Origin of the sequence: Neobacillus pocheonensis (genome assembly GCF_050477905.1) — a bacterium.
Classification (GTDB): domain Bacteria; phylum Bacillota; class Bacilli; order Bacillales; family Cytobacillaceae; genus Neobacillus; species Neobacillus pocheonensis_A.
Window position 1 is genome coordinate 51,678 of the sequence record NZ_JBCNAD010000005.1, and the last position, 17,690, is coordinate 69,367.

The following is a 17,690-nucleotide window of genomic DNA, read 5'->3' on the forward strand; positions in this document are numbered from 1 at the left end:
ATTCAGTAATACTATATACTAGTAGTCAGTAACACCGAATATAAGTAACACAAAATACCTGTGTTACAGAGTACTAAAAAAAATATAAGTAAAATATTAAATGGAGGTGACAAATTGGAAAATATCACGGAAATGCTGAAAGGAGTGCTTGAGGGTTGTGTACTTGAAATCATCAGTCGCGGCGAAACTTACGGCTATGAAATTACGCAACAGCTGCGAGAACTTGGCTTCACTGATGTAGTTGAAGGCACAGTTTATACGATTACCATGCGGCTTGAGAAAAACAATCTGGTGTACATCGAGAAAAAGCCATCTACTATGGGACCGCCAAGAAAATTTTACACTCTCAACACAGCAGGTCAAGAGCAGCTTGAAAATTTTTGGAAAAAATGGGATTTCGTTTCAAGTAAAATTAACGAACTTAAAACTAAAATAAAATTAAAAGGAGAAATAATATGAGTATTTTTGAAAAAATTATTGGAAGTCTGGATGACAAGCGGGAATGGAGGGCGATGGAGGCGCGTGCGAAGGCACTTCCAAGTGAGTACCGCAACGCTTACAAAGCTATGCAAAAATATATGTGGACTGCTGGTGGTGGTCCCACCGACTGGAAGGACAGCAGCCGTATCTTTAACGGCATTCTCGACCTCTTCGAGGAAGGTGCAGCGGAAGGCAAGAAAGTCACTGACCTTACAGGCGAGGACGTTGCTGCTTTCTGCGACGACTTAGTGAAGGATGAGCAAACTTGGAAGGATAAGTATCGCAAGAAGTTGAACGATAACATTGGTCGTAGCTAACGGAGAAATCCTAGTGGATTTTAGCCTATATCGACACTAATGCGCAAACCGCCACTGGGTAGCACTTGGCTTCCTTTACCAATGAACTTGTGGCAAATGCTAAAACCTATGTTGACAAGTATCGGGAAGATTTGAATCAGAGTATCAGGAGATTGGGAAAAAAGAAAATTCAATAGATCATACCGACTGAATAGCTGGTTACAAATGTAATGTGTTCACCTTCACTATTCAGTTATATTTTTAACTCGGTAGTAAGTAATACTGAATATCAGTAAGACTAAGTAGAATGGAATAGGCAATCAAGCGCCCTGCTGCGCTTTTTATAAGGGGGAAAAAAGTATGAGCAATACTGCGATTTCTGTAAAAGGGTTAAAAAAATCCTTTAAAGATAAGGAAGTATTAAAGGGGGTGGATTTTGAGGTGCGGGGTGGCGAGATTTTCGCACTGCTGGGCTCAAATGGAGCGGGCAAGACTACGACGGTCAACATCCTCTCGACACTGATGAAGGCCGATGGTGGCGAAGTAAGTATTTGCGGCTTTGACATCCAACTTCAACCAGATCATATTCGCCAGAGTATCAGCCTGACAGGGCAGTTCGCAGCTTTGGACGGCATGCTCACCGGGAGGGAAAACCTGATAATGATCGCCAAGTTGAGGGGAGTTTCCAATCCCGCTCAAGTCACCGACAATCTGCTTGCAAGATTTAGCCTGCGTGACGCGGCCAACCGCCGGGCGGACAAATATTCCGGCGGGATGAAGCGCCGGCTTGACATAGCCATGAGCCTGATAGGGACGCCAGCAGTCATTTTTCTTGACGAACCGACGACAGGGCTTGACCCCGAAGCGCGGATTGAAGTCTGGGAAACCGTCAAGGAGCTTGCCAGCGGAGGCACGACCATCTTGCTGACAACCCAGTACCTGGAGGAAGCTGAACAACTGGCGGACCGTATTGCCATCCTGCATGGTGGAAAAATCATCAAAACCGGTACCCTTACCGAACTCAAGGAGATGTTCCCGCCAGCGAAAGTGGAGTACATCGAGAAGCAGCCGACACTGGAGGAAATTTTCCTCGCGATTATCGGCAAAAAGGAGGAGATGTAAATGAAAAGCAATACAGGGGTATTACTAGGGCGTTTAATGCGGAACATCATGCGCAGCCCGGATACGATTATCACGGTGGCGATTACGCCGATTATGATGATGCTGCTGTTTGTTTACGTATTTGGCGGCGCCATAGAGACTGGCACGGACAACTACGTCAATTATTTATTGCCGGGAATCTTGCTAATGGCTATCGCTTCCGGCGTCGCTTACACTTCCTTGCGGCTGTTTAACGATGTAAAGAGCGGACTGATGGCGCGTTTCATTACGATGCCAATCAAGCGTTCATCGGTATTGTGGGCTCACGTGTTGACTTCGCTTGTTTCCAATGCGCTTACTGTCGTGGTGGTTATCCTCATCGCCCTCTTGATGGGCTTCCGTTCCAGCGCTGGTATCCTGGATTGGCTCGCAGTAGCTGGGATACTCGGGCTGTTTACGCTGGCGCTGACATGGCTGGCGGTCATTCCCGGATTGAGAGCGCGGTCTATGGAAGGGGCGACAGCCTACTCGTACCCGCTGATTTTCCTGCCGTTTATCAGTTCGGCCTTTGTCCCTACCGAAACCATGCCTAAAATTGTCCGTGCGTTCGCTGAGAACCAGCCAGTGACTTCAATCGTGAATGCAATTCGTGCCCTCTTGTATGAAGGGTCTGTTGGCAATGATATCTGGATCGCGCTTGCCTGGTGCGTCGGCATCATGGTCATAGCTTACTTCATCGCCAGTAAACAATTTAAACGCCAGTTAGGGTAAGTCCACCAATATGGGATTAGAGGTTTGCCATGCATGCTTTAGAAGAATTTACAGCGGGTTATGCTCTTTCGCAGGAGGAGAAATTAATAGAATGAAGCCCATAGATATAATTGACAGTAAATGAGAAGATTCTGAAGTAAAACCGCTTTGGTAACCAATGCCATTAACTTAAGGAACTATGGATTACATTTCAGCTGGAATGTGATTCATAGTTTTTTTCGATTGAAGGAAAAAGTTTTTAAGGCAGCAAGAAAAGAGAGGATTTTTCTCCTTTAAATCGGATTTTTTGTTGTTTTATTGTGAACTAAATGAAATTTTACCCCATGGATTTTTATGTTTTTTTTACACCTTTGCCCATTTTTTTTACCCTATTTTGACGTGAAAATGAAGTAGAATCAGTCTATGCCAGAGAAGCAATTCAATACGAATAAAAATTAATCCTAGTTCAACTTAAAGAATTATAAAGATGAAATTAATTCTTGTGGAGGTATCAGAATGTCAATAATTCAAGAGACTATTTGGCTTTATAATCTTTGGCTGTTCAACTTTTTTTTCGTAATATTCGGCGTAAGAGAAGTCATGTCATGGGAGAAACGTAATAACAAGATCAAGAAATATATATATCTAATTCTTAAACCAAATCAACCTGGAGTGGTCGTCGGAGCCACAAGTGCTATGAGAGAGGCAGGGCTCGTAGTGATTTGGCAAAATCGATATAAATCATGAAAAAAATTTAATATATAAATATTGAATGTATATGTTCTGAAATGGTAGACCAATGAGTACCTTTCTTTCCAAAGTTGAATCAGAAATCCCAACGGTTCTTTATCTGTTTGTATTTTTCGATGGGTTTCATAAAAAATCTATCTTGCGGAGTATTGAATTTGGAGGAACTTATTATGTTTGAAAAATTCTTTGATTACCTTGGTTTTGCTACACCTTTTATAGTATTCTTTTACTTAATTTTGCTAGAAAAATTAAAAAGTAGAAAAAAAGTGAATAAATAAGAGAAAATCCTGTTTTATATAAATATTTTACAAAAAAGTCATTTTTTATTCGAAATTAGCTATTTACAAATTGATAATAAAGAATTTAATCACTACTTGTAAACCAATTAATATACCGGATTAATACTGAGGAAATCAGGAGCGGAGGAACCAGTTAATTGGATTCATTCTGGGAAACCAGAAGGGATGAGATACTCTTCCGCCATCCTACCCGTCAGCTAACTTCGTCGGCTAAAGCGAGGGAGGTCAAAAGACCGTAAAATCTGAGGGCTGTTTTGCTTGTAATTAAAACAAGATCGTCTAAAGATTAACAGTAGGTCTTTTTATTCTGCCAATGAATTAGAAAAAGGAATTTAGAAGACAGAACGCAAAGAGAGGCAAATCTTCGCTGGGCGCTAAGTAGACCTGATGACTTTTTCTCCGATTTTATTTTGTTGTTGCAAGTCATAATGCAGTTGGGGAAAAGTTTTATTCTCCACAGAACGATTATGATTTTGCATGTCTGCAAATACGGGGAGAAAGAAATCCAGGTCTATTTTTTGTGAAAACTGATGGTATTAACCTGAAAATTTCTCTCAATGCAATTAAGTTTGAGTTTAGGTAAATGGATAAGATTACTGAAATAAACTTGAAGAGGAGAGGTTGGTTAAAATGGGAATGATCGTACAAAAATTTGGTGGCACTTCGGTAGGAACTAAAGATAGAATTTTAAAAGCTGTTGATAAAATTATTTCCGCAAAGCAAAAAGGAAATGATGTCGTTGTTGTAGTATCTGCAATGGGAAAATCAACAGATGTACTGGTGGACATGGCAAATGAAATCTGTAATGAAGTACCTGAGCGGGAAATGGATATGCTTTTATCAACAGGAGAGCAGGTATCGATCGCTTTACTGGCTATGGCTTTACAGAGCAAGGGGTACTCTGCGGTCTCTTTAACAGGATGGCAGGCTGGAATCATTACGGAACCTGAACACACCGAAGCAAGAATAAAACAAATAGACACCTATAAAATACTGTCCCATTTTCAATTAGGACACATAGTGATTGTCGCGGGTTTCCAAGGAATTACAGAAAATGGGGAAATTACCACATTGGGGCGAGGAGGATCCGATACGACAGCCGTAGCGCTTGCAGCAATGCTCAATGCAGATTTGTGTGAGATTTATACGGATGTGGATGGTGTGTATTCCGCAGATCCGCGCATTGTGCCGACGGCAAAAAAAATAAAAAGTATATCTTTTGACGAAATGCTTGAAATGGCCAGATTAGGTGCGAGTGTTTTACATCCGCGTGCAGTAAAATGTGCGCAGAAAAATAAAGTAAGGTTAACGGTTCGATCAAGTTTCTCCAATGAAGAGGGGACTTTCATTCGGGGGATTTTTGGAATGGAGGATGACAGCCACGTTTGCGGCATTGCACATAGTGAAAATGTATTGTCAATAACAATTACCAATTTCCCAAATGAAGGGAATACTCTCTATTCCTTATTTTCCTTATTTATGGATTCACGAATTCATGTTGAATTTATCCATCAAAGTTCCAAAGATTTACCTAAAACGACTGTTTCCTTCGTTGTATCTAAGGAAAATGCAAAACGGACATTAAAATTCCTGGAAGAACATAGAGAAAGACTTCACTTTGACAGAGTGTATACTGAGACAGGATTAGCAAAAGTTTCGATTGTTGGTAAAGGATTGAGTTCTGCTCAGGATATCGTTGCAAGAATGTATATAGCACTTGCTTTTTCAAATGTTTCGACAAAAATGGTTAGCACATCGCAAAATAAGATTTGATGTATAGTCCCTGTAGATCGCATGGTAACTGTAGTTCGAACACTTCATTGTACCTTTGGTCTGGAAACAGCAGGGTTAGACATGGTTCATTGAACTTGCAAATTCTAAAAAAATATCTCTTTAAAGAATTTTGTATTGAAAGATGAATTCAAAGTAAAAAGCCAAAGTTAGGGTCTTTGGCTTTTTATGTTAGCAATAGTATGAATTTTTTGAATTCGAAACTTACTCCTCTAGAAACTTTTCTAAATTTATATCCACAATAAATACTCCTATTCTCTCCTCCATTTTCGCGTTTATATCACTATAACGGGACAGGACAGTACAAAGAGTTACATTTTGCTTGCTGGGCGTTAAGTAGACCATGAGTACTTTTTCTCCAATTATTGATTAATTTAACGAAATACCTTAATAGTATATCTTTTTTAGATATTTCCATATGGTTATCGTTGGCATTGATCTACTGGGGGACGAGTAAGCCATGGTCTATTTTTTGTTCCTGGATTTTAAAAGAATGTGAACTAAATGAATATTTCACCCCCTGGATTTTTATATTTTTTTTACACCTTTGCACGAAATTTTTACCCTATTTTTACGCGAAACGAAAGTAGAATTTATCTATGCCAAAGAGGTCACTCAATACTAAACAAAGATAATCACTGAATAAGTTTGAGGCTGAATTTTGGTGAATTTACTGAGATACACAGAAAAGGATTGAACCATAAGGGGGGAAATGAAAAATCTCTTGATCTTTGGTATCTCTTTAATCCGAAGTTTGAGTAAGCCGAACGAAGAGAATTTCCACTGTTTGATTAATCGTAAGCACTCAACAGTTGAAAACATGAGGAAGGAGGTTAGGTATGTTTAACAACGATTTTGTATCAATTATACTTTTTGTTTTAGCCTTTGCTATCTTTGGGGGATTTACTTTATTTAGTGAAAAAGCATGAGGAGGAAATCGGTATGCTTATACCAGGAATCATTGGAGTGGCTTTAATTGTTTATTTGACCTACGTCTTAATTAAACCTGAAAAGTTTTAGGATCCATTTAACAATGATGAACATATAGGAGGAACATCGAAATGACCATGGGATTAATCCAGGTAGTTGTGACCTTGGTAATTGCCATCTTACTGGTAAAACCGGTAGGCGCCTACCTTGTAAAAGTGTTTGATTATGAAAAAACAGACTTAGACCGGGTTTTTGGACCGGGAGAGCGGTTCATTTACCGTATGATTGGAGTCAAAGATAAAGAAACGATGGGCTGGAAAAAGTATGTTTTTGCCATGTTGCTTTCAAACTTTATCATGATGATTTTACTTTACATCATTTTCAGGATACAAAAGTATCTGCCTTTAAATCCAGATAAGATAGATAATATGCCTCCTGCTTTAGCGTTTAATACGGCGGCGTCATTTATTACGAATACAAACTGGCAGGCATATAGCGGAGAAAATTCACTTTCTTATTTTTCGCAAATGATCGCCATTACATTCCCAATGTTTACGGCAGCTGCTACAGGATTTGCAGTGGCGATTGCCTTTATTCGCGGATTAGTAGCTCGTCAGAATAACCTTGGAAACTTCTATGTTGACTTGGTTCGTGCCATCACACGTGTATTCTTGCCATTATCTTTTCTTGTTGCATTATTCTTGGTATTTCAAGGCGTACCTCAGACCCTGCATGGGTCGGTAAATGCCACAACATTAGAAGGCGCTAAACAAACGATTACGAGAGGTCCTGTTGCGGCATTAGAGTCGATTAAGCATATTGGAACAAATGGCGGCGGATATTTTGGCACCAACTCGGCACATCCGTTTGAAAATCCAACTCCATTATCTAATTTGATGGAAATTCTAAGTATGCTGCTGCTTCCTACTGCATTGGTATATGCATTTGGTTTAATGATTAAGAACAGACGTCAAGGCTGGTCCGTTTTCGCCGCGATGGGAATTATGTTTTTAATGTTTCTTGCGGTAGTCTTTATAGCTGAATATAAAGGAACTCCGGCATTAAATGCACTTGGTGTTCATGGAAATATGGAGGGGAAAGAGGTTCGGTTTGGTTTATCAGAATCAGCATTATTTACGGCTACGACCACAGCCGTTACAACTGGGACTGTTAATAATATGCACGATTCTTTAACTCCGATTGGCGGTCTGGTTCCGCTTGGGGAAATGATGTTAAATAACGTGTTCGGCGGAAAAGGGGTCGGGTTGTTAAATGGATTGCTGTATGTCATTTTATCCGTTTTTATTTGTGGATTGATGGTAGGACGTACACCAGAATTTTTAGGGAAGAAAATTGAGTCTAAAGAAGTGAAATTGGCTTCAATTGCAATTCTAATACACCCTGTACTTATTTTAGTTCCAACTGCGATTGCCTTGATGACACCTGGAGCGATTTCATCTATTTTAAATTCGGGATATCATGGCGTATCAGAGGTCTTATACGCTTTTACATCAGGAGCTGCAAACAACGGTTCAGCTTTTGGAGGTCTGACAGCGAATACCGACTTCTATAATATCTCAATTGGGATAGTCATTCTGTTGGGGAGATATATATCAATCATTGCCATGCTAGCAATAGCCGGATCTTTTGCTACGAAGAAAATGGTGGCTGCATCCTCGGGAACATTTCGAACGGATACACCATTATTCACTGGGATTTTAGTCGTGATTATTTTGGTAATCGGTGCACTAACGTTCTTCCCAGCACTTGCATTAGGTCCAATTGCCGAACATTTAGGAATGTTTCATTAAGGAGGATGTCTGATTATGGCAATACAAACAAAAACGCTATCAAAGGATTTGGTCTCGCAAGCCATTATTGATTCATTTAAAAAATTAAATCCCGTCGTGATGATTAAAAATCCCGTTATGTTTGTCGTCGAAGTGGGGACACTCATCACTCTGATTCTTTCGATTAAACCTGATATTTTTGCAGCTAGTACAGTTGGTCGTGGGTATAATATTGCGGTATTTTTTATCCTATTATTTACGGTGCTGTTCGCAAACTTTGCTGAAGCCTTAGCCGAAGGCAGGGGGAAAGCCCAAGCTGATACTCTCCGAAAAACGAAATCGGAGACAATGGCGAAGGTTCGTCAAAAAGATGGTTCATATAAAGAGCTTCCATCTACTTCATTAAGAAAAGGTGATATTGTTCGAGTCGATACGGGTGAATTAATTCCTTCTGATGGGGAAATTATTGAAGGTTTGGCTTCGATTGATGAATCTGCCATCACCGGTGAATCTGCCCCTGTTATTAAAGAGGCAGGAGGAGATTTCTCATCTGTAACGGGAGGAACAAGGGTTGTTTCTGATTACATTATCGTAAAAATCATGACTGACCCAGGTGAATCTTTTCTTGATAAAATGATTGCTTTAGTTGAAGGTGCTTCTCGGCAAAAAACGCCAAATGAAATTGCTTTAACGACTCTTTTGGCTGTGTTAACACTCATTTTCTTATTTGTCATCATGACGTTGGTGCCGATTGCCGACTACTTAAAAGTTCGTTTAGACGTGGCAACACTCATTGCTCTTTTAGTTTGCTTAATTCCAACGACAATCGGCGGATTGCTTTCCGCGATTGGGATTGCTGGTATGAACAGGGTAACTCAATTCAATGTGCTGGCGATGTCTGGTAAAGTAGTAGAAGCTGCCGGGGATATCAATACGATGATTCTTGATAAAACAGGAACCATTACTTTTGGAAACAGGATGGCAAGTGAGTTTGTACCAGTAGCCAATATTTCTGAACAGGAAGTTTCCTTAGCCTCTTTAAAAGCATCCGTAAAAGATGAAACACCTGAAGGACGGTCTGTTGTAGAGTTAGCCCGGAAGCAGGGTTTCGATTGGGATGAAAAGGAATACGAAGGAGCAGAAATTATTGAATTTACAGCAGAAACCCGAATGTCTGGCTTAAACCTGAAGAGCGGAACGCAAATCCGAAAAGGCGCAGTGGATGCCATCAAGAAATATATCGCTGCTCAAGGTGGAAAAGTTCCAGTAGATCTTGACAAGAGAGCCGATGAAATAGCCATGGCAGGGGGAACCCCGTTGGCTGTTGCCATTGATAAGACGATATACGGGGTTATCTATCTGAAAGATACCGTGAAACCTGGGCTGAAGGAACGTTTTGCAGAACTGCGTTCCATGGGGATTAAGACGATCATGTGTACAGGGGATAACCCATTAACCGCTGCGACCATCGCTGCCGAAGCAGGCGTTGATGACTTTATTGCCGAAGCAAAACCTGAAGATAAAATTGCTGCGATTAAAAAAGAACAAGATCAAGGTAAATTGGTGGCGATGACCGGTGACGGAACCAATGATGCTCCGGCTTTAGCACAGGCTGATGTAGGGTTAGCGATGAATTCAGGAACAATGGCTGCAAAAGAAGCTGCCAATATGATTGATTTAGACTCTGATCCTACTAAACTATTATCTGTTATCGCAATTGGAAAGCAATTACTGATAACACGGGGAGCATTAACCACTTTCTCGATTTCAAACGACATTGCTAAATATTTTGCGATCATTCCTGCGCTGTTTATTACGATGATCCCGCAGTTGCAAGCTCTTAATATCATGGGGCTGGCATCACCAAAATCGGCGATTCTGTCCGCGTTGATTTTTAATGCGATCATCATCCCGCTCCTCATCCCAATTGCGATGAAGGGGGCAAAATATAAAGCGATGAGTGCGAATAAACTGCTTTCTCGAAACCTTCTTATTTATGGACTTGGCGGGGTAGTTGTTCCTTTTATCGGTATTAAAATCATTGATTTGATTGTAACTGCTTTACATCTAGCGTAAATCAGGAAATCTGGAGGAGATTATTAATGAAGTCATTCCTAGTTGCCCTACGAGCTTCTTTGTTCTTAATGATACTATGTGGATTAATCTATCCTTTGGCAACAACAGCCGTTGCACAGGTGCTTTTTCACAAGCAAGCAGAAGGAAGTCTCGTTACTCAGAACGGAAAAGTACAAGGATCAGTGCTTTTAGCACAAGGTTTTAAAGGACCGCAGTGGTTCAAGCCAAGAACTTCAGCGGCAAAATATGATCCAACAGCTTCTGCTGCGACAAATGCAGCAGTTGCATCGAGTGATTATGTTAAAACTGTTAAAAACAACGTAAATCAAGTAAAAAAAGACGATCCTAATATCGGAAATTCAATTCCAGCAGATTTAGTCACTACGTCTGGTTCCGGCTTCGACCCGGATTTATCTCCTGAAGCAGCGAAAGCTCAAGTGCCAAGAATTGCAAAAGCAAGAGGTGTTTCAGAAAATCGAATCCAAGCGCTAATAAATGAACATACAAAAGGTCGATCATTGGGGATTTTTGGTGAGCCGCGTGTGAATGTTTTAGATTTAAACATCGCACTACAACAATTGAAATAATTCAAGGGGAGAGCCTTCTCTTCCCTTCTTTGTCTATTGCATGAAAGGAGGGGTAAATTTGGGTGAAGACCAATTTCGCAGAAAAACACCTGAGGAAATTTTAAAATCGATTCAAAAAATTCGAAGGGGTCATTTGAAAATTATCCTTGGTGCCGTTCCTGGTTCTGGAAAAACGTATCACATGCTGCTTGAAGGCAATAGTTTAAAAAAACGAGGTATTGATGTTGTTATTGGAAGTATTAGCACCTTAAATCGTCCTAAAATCAAAGAACAAATTGGCGAATTGGAAACTATTGCCTCCATTCATTGGATAGATCATGGTCAAGAAAAATATGACTTGGATGTAGACGGAATCATTGCCCGAAATCCAGAAGTTGTTTTAGTGGATAATCTGGCACATCATAATCGACCGGAGGCTACTAGACCTACTCGATTAGACGATATCAATTATCTTTTAAACATGAAAATTAGTATCATAACAACCGTTAATATATTTGAGCTTGAAGACGTAAAGGGGATAGCGAGTAAATTAACAGGTGGTAAAGTACAGGTCCATTGCAGTGTTCCCGAGGATACACTTGCTCTTGCAGATGAAGTAAAGCTATTGGATGTGACTCCGGAAGTGATCCTTCAAAGGATCCGTGAAGGTGCAATTGAGTCTTCCAACGATAAAAAACGAACAAGAGATAACCTATTTCACAGAGGAAATCTAGCTGTCCTTCGTGAACTCGCACTACGCTATTTAGCAGGGGAAGTAAATGATGACCTCGATGACTACCGTGAAAAGCATGGAATGACCGGTCCTTCGGGAGCTTCTGAAAAAATTTTAGTGACCGTTCAATACCATTGGAATGGATCCATTTTGGTTAGGCGCGGACAGCAGATTGCCAAAAGATTAGGTGGAGAATTGATTGTTGTTTGCTTTCAGTCGTCTAATAAGAAATTATCTAAAAATGAACTAACCTTTAAGCGAGCAATAATAAAGCTGGTAGAGAAAGTTGACGGCGAATTTGAGGAAGTTCCGATGGAGTCGGTTGCGGATCAAATTGTTCGATATGCCACGAAACACAATGTAACTAGAGTTGTAATGGGACAATCGAAACGAACACGGTGGGAGGAAATCGTTTACGGATCCATTATTAACAGAATCCTCCGGAAAACGAAGAATATCGATGTTTTTATTGTTGCGGACAGAGCAGAAAAGGATGGAGAACGTGTCATTCCAACCAAACAAAGGAAAAAAGATAAAGATAATCCTTATCGGAGACTCACTCTTGGGGAACTGGAAAACAAGATTAATCAAATAAATCGGGGAACATTAAAAGTATATATTGGGGCAGCACCCGGAGTAGGGAAAACGTATACGATGCTCCGGGAAGCCAACGAACTTAAGAAAAAAGGGATCGATATCGTCATTGGATTCCTCGAAACCCATGGGCGGAAAGAGACATTTGAACAAATTGGCTCTTTAGAAATCATTCCTCGAAAAAAGATTTTTTATAAAGGAACTGCACTTGAGGAAATGGATACTGATGCCATTATTGAAAGTAATCCAGAGGTTGTTTTAGTCGATGAGTTAGCCCATACAAATATACCTGGAAGCAAGTACCGCAAAAGATACGAGGATGTGGAGGTACTCTTAAAGGCAGGCATCTCGGTCATTTCCACGATGAATATTCAACATTTAGAAAGTCTCAATGATAGTGTGGAGCAAATAACAGGCGTGAGAGTGGGGGAAACCGTCCCTGACCATATCTTGCGAAAGGCAGATGAAATCGAATTGATTGATATCTCTCCAAAAGCGCTAAGGGAACGGATGAAGGAAGGAAGAATTTATGCTCCTGCAAAAGTGGAGCAAGCATTGAACCATTTCTTTAAAACCGGAAATCTTATCGCCCTTCGAGAATTAGCTTTACGGGAAGTGGCAGATGATGTGGATGAACGGCTTGAGGCATGGGAGAGAAAACGGACATTAAGAGGACCTTGGAGAAAAGAAGAAGTGATTTTTGTATGTACAAATCTGAGGCACGACAGTGAAAGGTTAATACGCAGAGGATTCCGGATTGCTTATCGATTAAAGGCTCTCTGGTACGTGGCTTATGTTAAAGACCATCACCCCTTAACCGACCAGGAGAAGGAAACATTAAATAAAATTCGACAACTGACAGAACGGCTCGGTGGGATATTTGAACAATACGAAACAGGCAATCGACGCAATATCTTTCGAGAATTGGTAAAGCAAATGAATGAGAAAAATGCGACTCAAGTTTTAATAGGCCAATCAGCCCGTACCCGTTGGGAGGAAATCAAAAAGGGGTCTGTTACGCAACGGTTGTTAAGAGAAGTACGCCATATGGATGTACTAATTGTGGCTGACTAAATATCAGCTCCATCATAGAAAGAAAGAGTAGAAAAAAGGTTTGGATTTTAAAATGGAAAGTAATCGAGTGAATCGTGTCTTGGAATGCACAGTTTGTAATTTACATGTCGTAGCAAATTCAAGGGACTGATGATAAGATGAATACTGATCAAGAAACATTATATTTCGGTTGCGAGAAGGGATATTTAGATATTCATACCCTAAAATATCGATGGTTTGGTGCCATATGGAAGTATCAGGGCAGTTTGAAAATTGTAATGGGATATTGGTTTGGTGATAGTGCGAGTGAGATTCGTAAGCAAATACAATTATACGGGCACACACATTCTTGTGAGACGAAAGACCTTCAAGAAGTTTACTCTACCATTCGGGATCTACAAAAAGAACAAGACTGGAAACAACGGTCACGTTTGTCGATTTTCGCAATATTCAAAAGCCCATGGAAAGACGTAAAATCGGGATGGTATATTCTTCGTTCCCGAAAGACCTACCCTTGCTATGTTTCTGCAATACAGAAAAAGAAACTCTCCATCTGGTTAGAACACGTGTCCGTTTGTGAAACAGAAGAGCATCTTAATGAATTCCTTGCAAAGGTCAATCAGGAGCATAATATTCAACTCCGATCATTAAATGAAGATAGCGATTTAAGATGGAATAATAATGGAAACTTATCCTTATAGAGTGATTAGAATATGGGTAAAAGTCAGAGGAGGTGGTAAATGATGGATGAAGAACAATGGGAAAGTAGTGTAGGAACCATTCGTTCCACAGGAAAAAGGTACGGTGAACTCACTGTTTTTTTAGGTGCATCAAGTGGGGTTGGTAAGACTTATACAATGTTAGACGCTGCTTGTATCAAGCAGGAAGAGGGACAAGAAATTTTGATTGGTTGGTTGGAGGAGTACGATCGTTACGAGAAGAAGGATAGAATAAAAGAGTTACCTATTATAAAACCTCGCCTTATTCAAGATGATGAACTCCATTGTTTTGAAATGGATGTTGAAGAAATTTTAAATCGCCACCCACAACTTGTACTAATTGATGAATTGGCACATTCCAATGCACCCGGTTCACCGCGTGCAAAGCGTTATCGGGATGTGGAAGCGATATTGATGGCTGGAATAGATGTCTATACTACGTTAAATATTTACGAAGTAGAAAGTTTAAAAGACATTGTTTCTAAAATTATCGGTATGGAAGTTATTGAAACTGTACCCGATAAATTCCTCGAACGTGCAAGCCAAATTCGTTTGGTGGACAGTCCATCAGATGAAATCATTCGGAGATTCCAAGAAGGAAAAATCCGAACCATTCCTAAAAACATTGATGCCTGTAAGTTCTTTCGTCTTGGAAATATCATTGCACTTCGAGAAATGGCACTTCGTTATGCTGCGGGGCAGGTAGATCACCAGTTAGATGAATATATGCATTCGAATAAAATCCCTGGTCCATGGCCAGTTTCGGAAAAAGTAATGGTCTGTGTTAGTGCCAGTCCTTTTTCGAAACAGCTCATTCGAATGGCTCGGCAAATGGCGAGCAGCCTTAAAGCGGAGTGGATTGCTACTTATGTTGAAACACCTCGCAGGCTTCCGAAGAGTGAGCAAGAACGTTTAGCGCTTTCAAGTAATCTTCAATTTGCAGAAGAACTTGGTGCCACCGTAATGACTATAACCGGAAACAGCGTGGCTGAGGAAATCTTGGAGCTAGCCCGAAATCAGAATGTAAAACAAATTGTAATTGGCAAGCCAAGGTATTCTCGTATTTGGGAGTGGATTCATGGTTCTGTTGTAAATCAAGTCATTCGAAATAGTCATGAAATTAGTGTGCATATCATTCCGGGTAAGGTTGAGAGCCGTCACGACAAAAAGCATATTACTGTTTCCAGAGAGAATTTGAAATGGAGTCCATATTTTATCATTACAGTATCTGTAGCTTTGCTTACCATACTTTTAAGGATATTTGGTCTAACATTTGATTTAGTAAACATTGCGCTTCTTTACTTGTTTCCCGTACTCTTTGGATCAGTCCGCTTTGGGATTGGACCTTCATTCTATGCTGCTGGGATTGGGGTTCTTGCTTTCGATTTTTTTTTCGTTCCTCCAGTGTATAGTCTTACGGTGTCCGATTTACGTTATATGATTTCTTTCGTTGTGTTTTTGGTGGTTGCAACCCTTACGGCAAGTCTTGCATCCAGATTAAGGTACCAATTGCATGAGGTTAGACAACGGGAAACAATCACTTCAACATTGTATGCGTTAAGTCGTCAAATGACGGCAGTTACTGATTTGAGTGCAGCTCTTAAAAGTATGGTTCGGCAAATATCTGAAACCATCGGTGCCCAAGTATCCATATATTTGCCTTCGGAAACAGGTGAGTTGCGATTAACAGAATATTCGAGTGGAGATTTGACCTGGGGTCAGCGAGAACTAAGTATGGTAATAGTAAAATGGGTATATCGAAACGGGGAGATAGCAGGCAATGGAACACAAACCTTACATGACTCTCCTGACTTATATATCCCTCTGAAAACGGAAGACCAAATACATGGAGTGTTGGCTGTCCATTTAAAAAATCAAAATTTGGTGGTAACTCCTGACCGAATACAGTTAATTGAAGCCCTCACAAGCCTCTCCGCAATGGCAATTGCCCGAATAAAACTTCAAGAGGAAGCGAAGGTTGCCCATTTAACTGCTGAATCGGAAAGGTTACGAACCGCTCTTCTTGATTCAATCTCTCACGAATTACGTACTCCTCTCGCTACAATTATTGGTTCCGTGACGGCTTTGATAGATGGGGACGCGGTGTTTAGTTCGAATGATCGCAACGAACTCCTATCGACCATTCGTGAGGGAGCCATGCGAATGAATCGCCTAATTACTAATTTATTAGGAATGGTTCGCATTGAGAGTGGGATGTTACGCTTACGGAAGCATTGGTGTGGCCTTGAAGACATTGTAGGGGTTGCCTTAACTCAGGTAAACGACTCACTTCAAAATCGTGTTATCCGATTGGCGATCGATGAATCCATTCCCCCAATCGAAGTGGATGACGTACTTTTGGAGCAAGTTTTAGTTAATGTATTAAGCAATGCTATTAAGTATTCACCTGATCGAAGCGTAATTGTACTTTCTGCCAAGAAAAACAAAAATGTGATTGAAATTGCGATTAAAGATGAAGGGGTAGGAATTCCCCCGCATGAATTAGGTCGCATATTTAGTAAATTTTACCGGGGGGAATCTACAAAAAATATACCTGGCACCGGGCTTGGCCTAGCCATCTGTAAAGGGATTATTGAAGCACATGGGGGGACCATTCGAGCAACAGAAAACAGTCCAAAAGGAACCGTCATTACGGTTTCTATTCCCTTGCTTGATCCACCCTTTTTGCGAACTGAAAATCTACAAGAAGAAGGTGTAGAAACCTCATGACAAGTTCTGGAGGAAAAATACTGGTTATCGATGATGAACCCCAAATTCAAAAGTTATTACGTGTTACGTTGCAGGCCCACGGGTTTGAAATTGTCGCGGCATCATCGGGGGAAGAAGGTATCCTTAAAACGACAATGGTTCGCCCAGATCTTATAGTATTGGATTTAGGATTACCTGATATTACAGGTATGGAAGTTCTTCACCGCATTCGCGAATGGACCCAAATACCGATTATTGTTTTGACGGCAAAGGACCGGGAAGAAGATAAGATTACTGCACTAGATAGTGGAGCGGATGATTATGTGACGAAACCTTTTGGAATGGGTGAACTCCTTGCTCGGATTCGGGTTGCATTAAGACATAATGCTAAATCACAGGATGAACCTATCTTGGATTTTGGAAGGCTTGTAATTGATTTATCTGGGCGAACTGTTGAATTAGATGGCGAGAAAATTAAACTGACCCCAACGGAATATGAACTTTTGAAAATACTTGCTACGAATGCTGGTCGTGTTATGACTCATAAACAATTGCTTCAGCAGGTTTGGGGTGGTCATCAATATAATACGGATAGTCATTATTTGCGAGTATATATCGGGCATTTGCGAAAAAAGATTGAAACTGATCCCGCTAGGCCGAAATTTATCATTACAGAATCGGGAATTGGTTATCGATTTATGACAAATACTTAATTTTTACCTTAACTTATTCGTTTTTTTAGTTGATTCAGTGTTAAAAAACTAATGAATTCATTTACAGTGTGGACCTTTCAAATGGAACTGGTTTTTATGCTAATCTTAATAAAGCCATTTTTTCCATTAATACTGGAAAAACCGGCTTTTCGACTCCTGTACTTTTATTTCTAAGTGTTATGTGAATTCTTTATTATCCATTGGGATTGTAATAGGTATAATAGATTTATTCTCTTATTTGGTTAATGCGGGTTTATAAAAAATTGCTGAAATATAAAGCAATGGGAACAAGAGTTGAAGATTGGGTTGCTGCGGCAGCCCTTTTTCTTGGTGTGCCAGG

Annotated in this window: 13 protein-coding genes, 2 pseudogenes and 1 riboswitch; all 15 genes and pseudogenes read left to right on the plus strand. The window is 40.3% G+C overall.

The genetic code is table 11. From position 1 onward, the window contains the following. The first annotated feature begins 114 nt into the window (after positions 1 to 114). Complete coding sequence (locus tag ABES02_RS02150) at positions 115 to 459, plus strand: PadR family transcriptional regulator (RefSeq protein WP_430130142.1); 345 nt, start codon at positions 115 to 117, stop codon at positions 457 to 459. After that, complete coding sequence (locus ABES02_RS02155) at positions 456 to 797, plus strand: DUF1048 domain-containing protein (RefSeq protein WP_430130145.1); 342 nt, start codon at positions 456 to 458, stop codon at positions 795 to 797. Before ABES02_RS02150 ends, ABES02_RS02155 begins: the two co-directional genes overlap by 4 nt. A 65-nt stretch (positions 798 to 862) precedes the next feature. Next, positions 863 to 973: pseudogene (locus ABES02_RS02160) on the plus strand (DUF1048 domain-containing protein); the annotation flags it as partial. A gap of 163 nt (positions 974 to 1,136) precedes the next feature. Then, positions 1,137 to 1,898 carry an ABC transporter ATP-binding protein gene (locus ABES02_RS02165; protein WP_430130148.1) on the plus strand — a complete coding sequence of 254 codons (762 nt, stop codon included), beginning with the start codon at positions 1,137 to 1,139 and terminating at the stop codon, positions 1,896 to 1,898. Further along, on the plus strand, positions 1,899 to 2,648 hold the full coding sequence (locus ABES02_RS02170) for an ABC transporter permease (RefSeq protein ID WP_430130151.1): 750 nt from the start codon (positions 1,899 to 1,901) through the stop codon (positions 2,646 to 2,648). 495 nt (positions 2,649 to 3,143) lie between these two features. Further along, positions 3,144 to 3,374, plus strand: a complete 231-nt coding sequence (locus ABES02_RS02175) for a hypothetical protein (RefSeq protein ID WP_430130154.1) — start codon at positions 3,144 to 3,146, stop codon at positions 3,372 to 3,374. 384 nt (positions 3,375 to 3,758) lie between these two features. After that, a riboswitch (cyclic di-AMP (ydaO/yuaA leader) is annotated at positions 3,759 to 3,903 on the plus strand. Between the two features lie 403 nt (positions 3,904 to 4,306). Further along, positions 4,307 to 5,542 (plus strand): annotated as a pseudogene (locus ABES02_RS02180) (aspartate kinase). Positions 5,543 to 6,382: 840 nt separating this feature from the next. Then, entirely contained in the window at positions 6,383 to 6,487 is a 105-nt protein-coding gene (gene kdpF, locus ABES02_RS02185; protein ID WP_198312363.1) for a K(+)-transporting ATPase subunit F, read from the plus strand. Between the two features lie 47 nt (positions 6,488 to 6,534). Next, positions 6,535 to 8,208: a potassium-transporting ATPase subunit KdpA gene (gene kdpA, locus ABES02_RS02190; protein ID WP_430130178.1), complete on the plus strand. Its 1,674-nt coding sequence runs from the start codon at positions 6,535 to 6,537 to the stop codon at positions 8,206 to 8,208. Between the two features lie 12 nt (positions 8,209 to 8,220). Next, positions 8,221 to 10,263 carry a potassium-transporting ATPase subunit KdpB gene (gene kdpB, locus ABES02_RS02195; protein WP_430130180.1) on the plus strand — a complete coding sequence of 681 codons (2,043 nt, stop codon included), beginning with the start codon at positions 8,221 to 8,223 and terminating at the stop codon, positions 10,261 to 10,263. 26 nt (positions 10,264 to 10,289) lie between these two features. Then, entirely contained in the window at positions 10,290 to 10,850 is a 561-nt protein-coding gene (gene kdpC / locus ABES02_RS02200) for a potassium-transporting ATPase subunit KdpC (RefSeq protein WP_430130157.1), read from the plus strand. A gap of 58 nt (positions 10,851 to 10,908) precedes the next feature. Beyond that, complete coding sequence (locus ABES02_RS02205) at positions 10,909 to 13,230, plus strand: universal stress protein (protein ID WP_430130160.1); 2,322 nt, start codon at positions 10,909 to 10,911, stop codon at positions 13,228 to 13,230. 137 nt (positions 13,231 to 13,367) lie between these two features. Beyond that, entirely contained in the window at positions 13,368 to 13,910 is a 543-nt protein-coding gene (locus tag ABES02_RS02210; protein ID WP_430130163.1) for a hypothetical protein, read from the plus strand. 39 nt (positions 13,911 to 13,949) lie between these two features. Then, positions 13,950 to 16,658: an ATP-binding protein gene (locus ABES02_RS02215; RefSeq protein WP_430130166.1), complete on the plus strand. Its 2,709-nt coding sequence runs from the start codon at positions 13,950 to 13,952 to the stop codon at positions 16,656 to 16,658. Continuing rightward, entirely contained in the window at positions 16,655 to 17,350 is a 696-nt protein-coding gene (locus tag ABES02_RS02220) for a response regulator (RefSeq protein ID WP_430130169.1), read from the plus strand. The genes ABES02_RS02215 and ABES02_RS02220 overlap by 4 nt, the downstream gene beginning before the upstream one ends. Positions 17,351 to 17,690 lie beyond the last annotated feature (340 nt).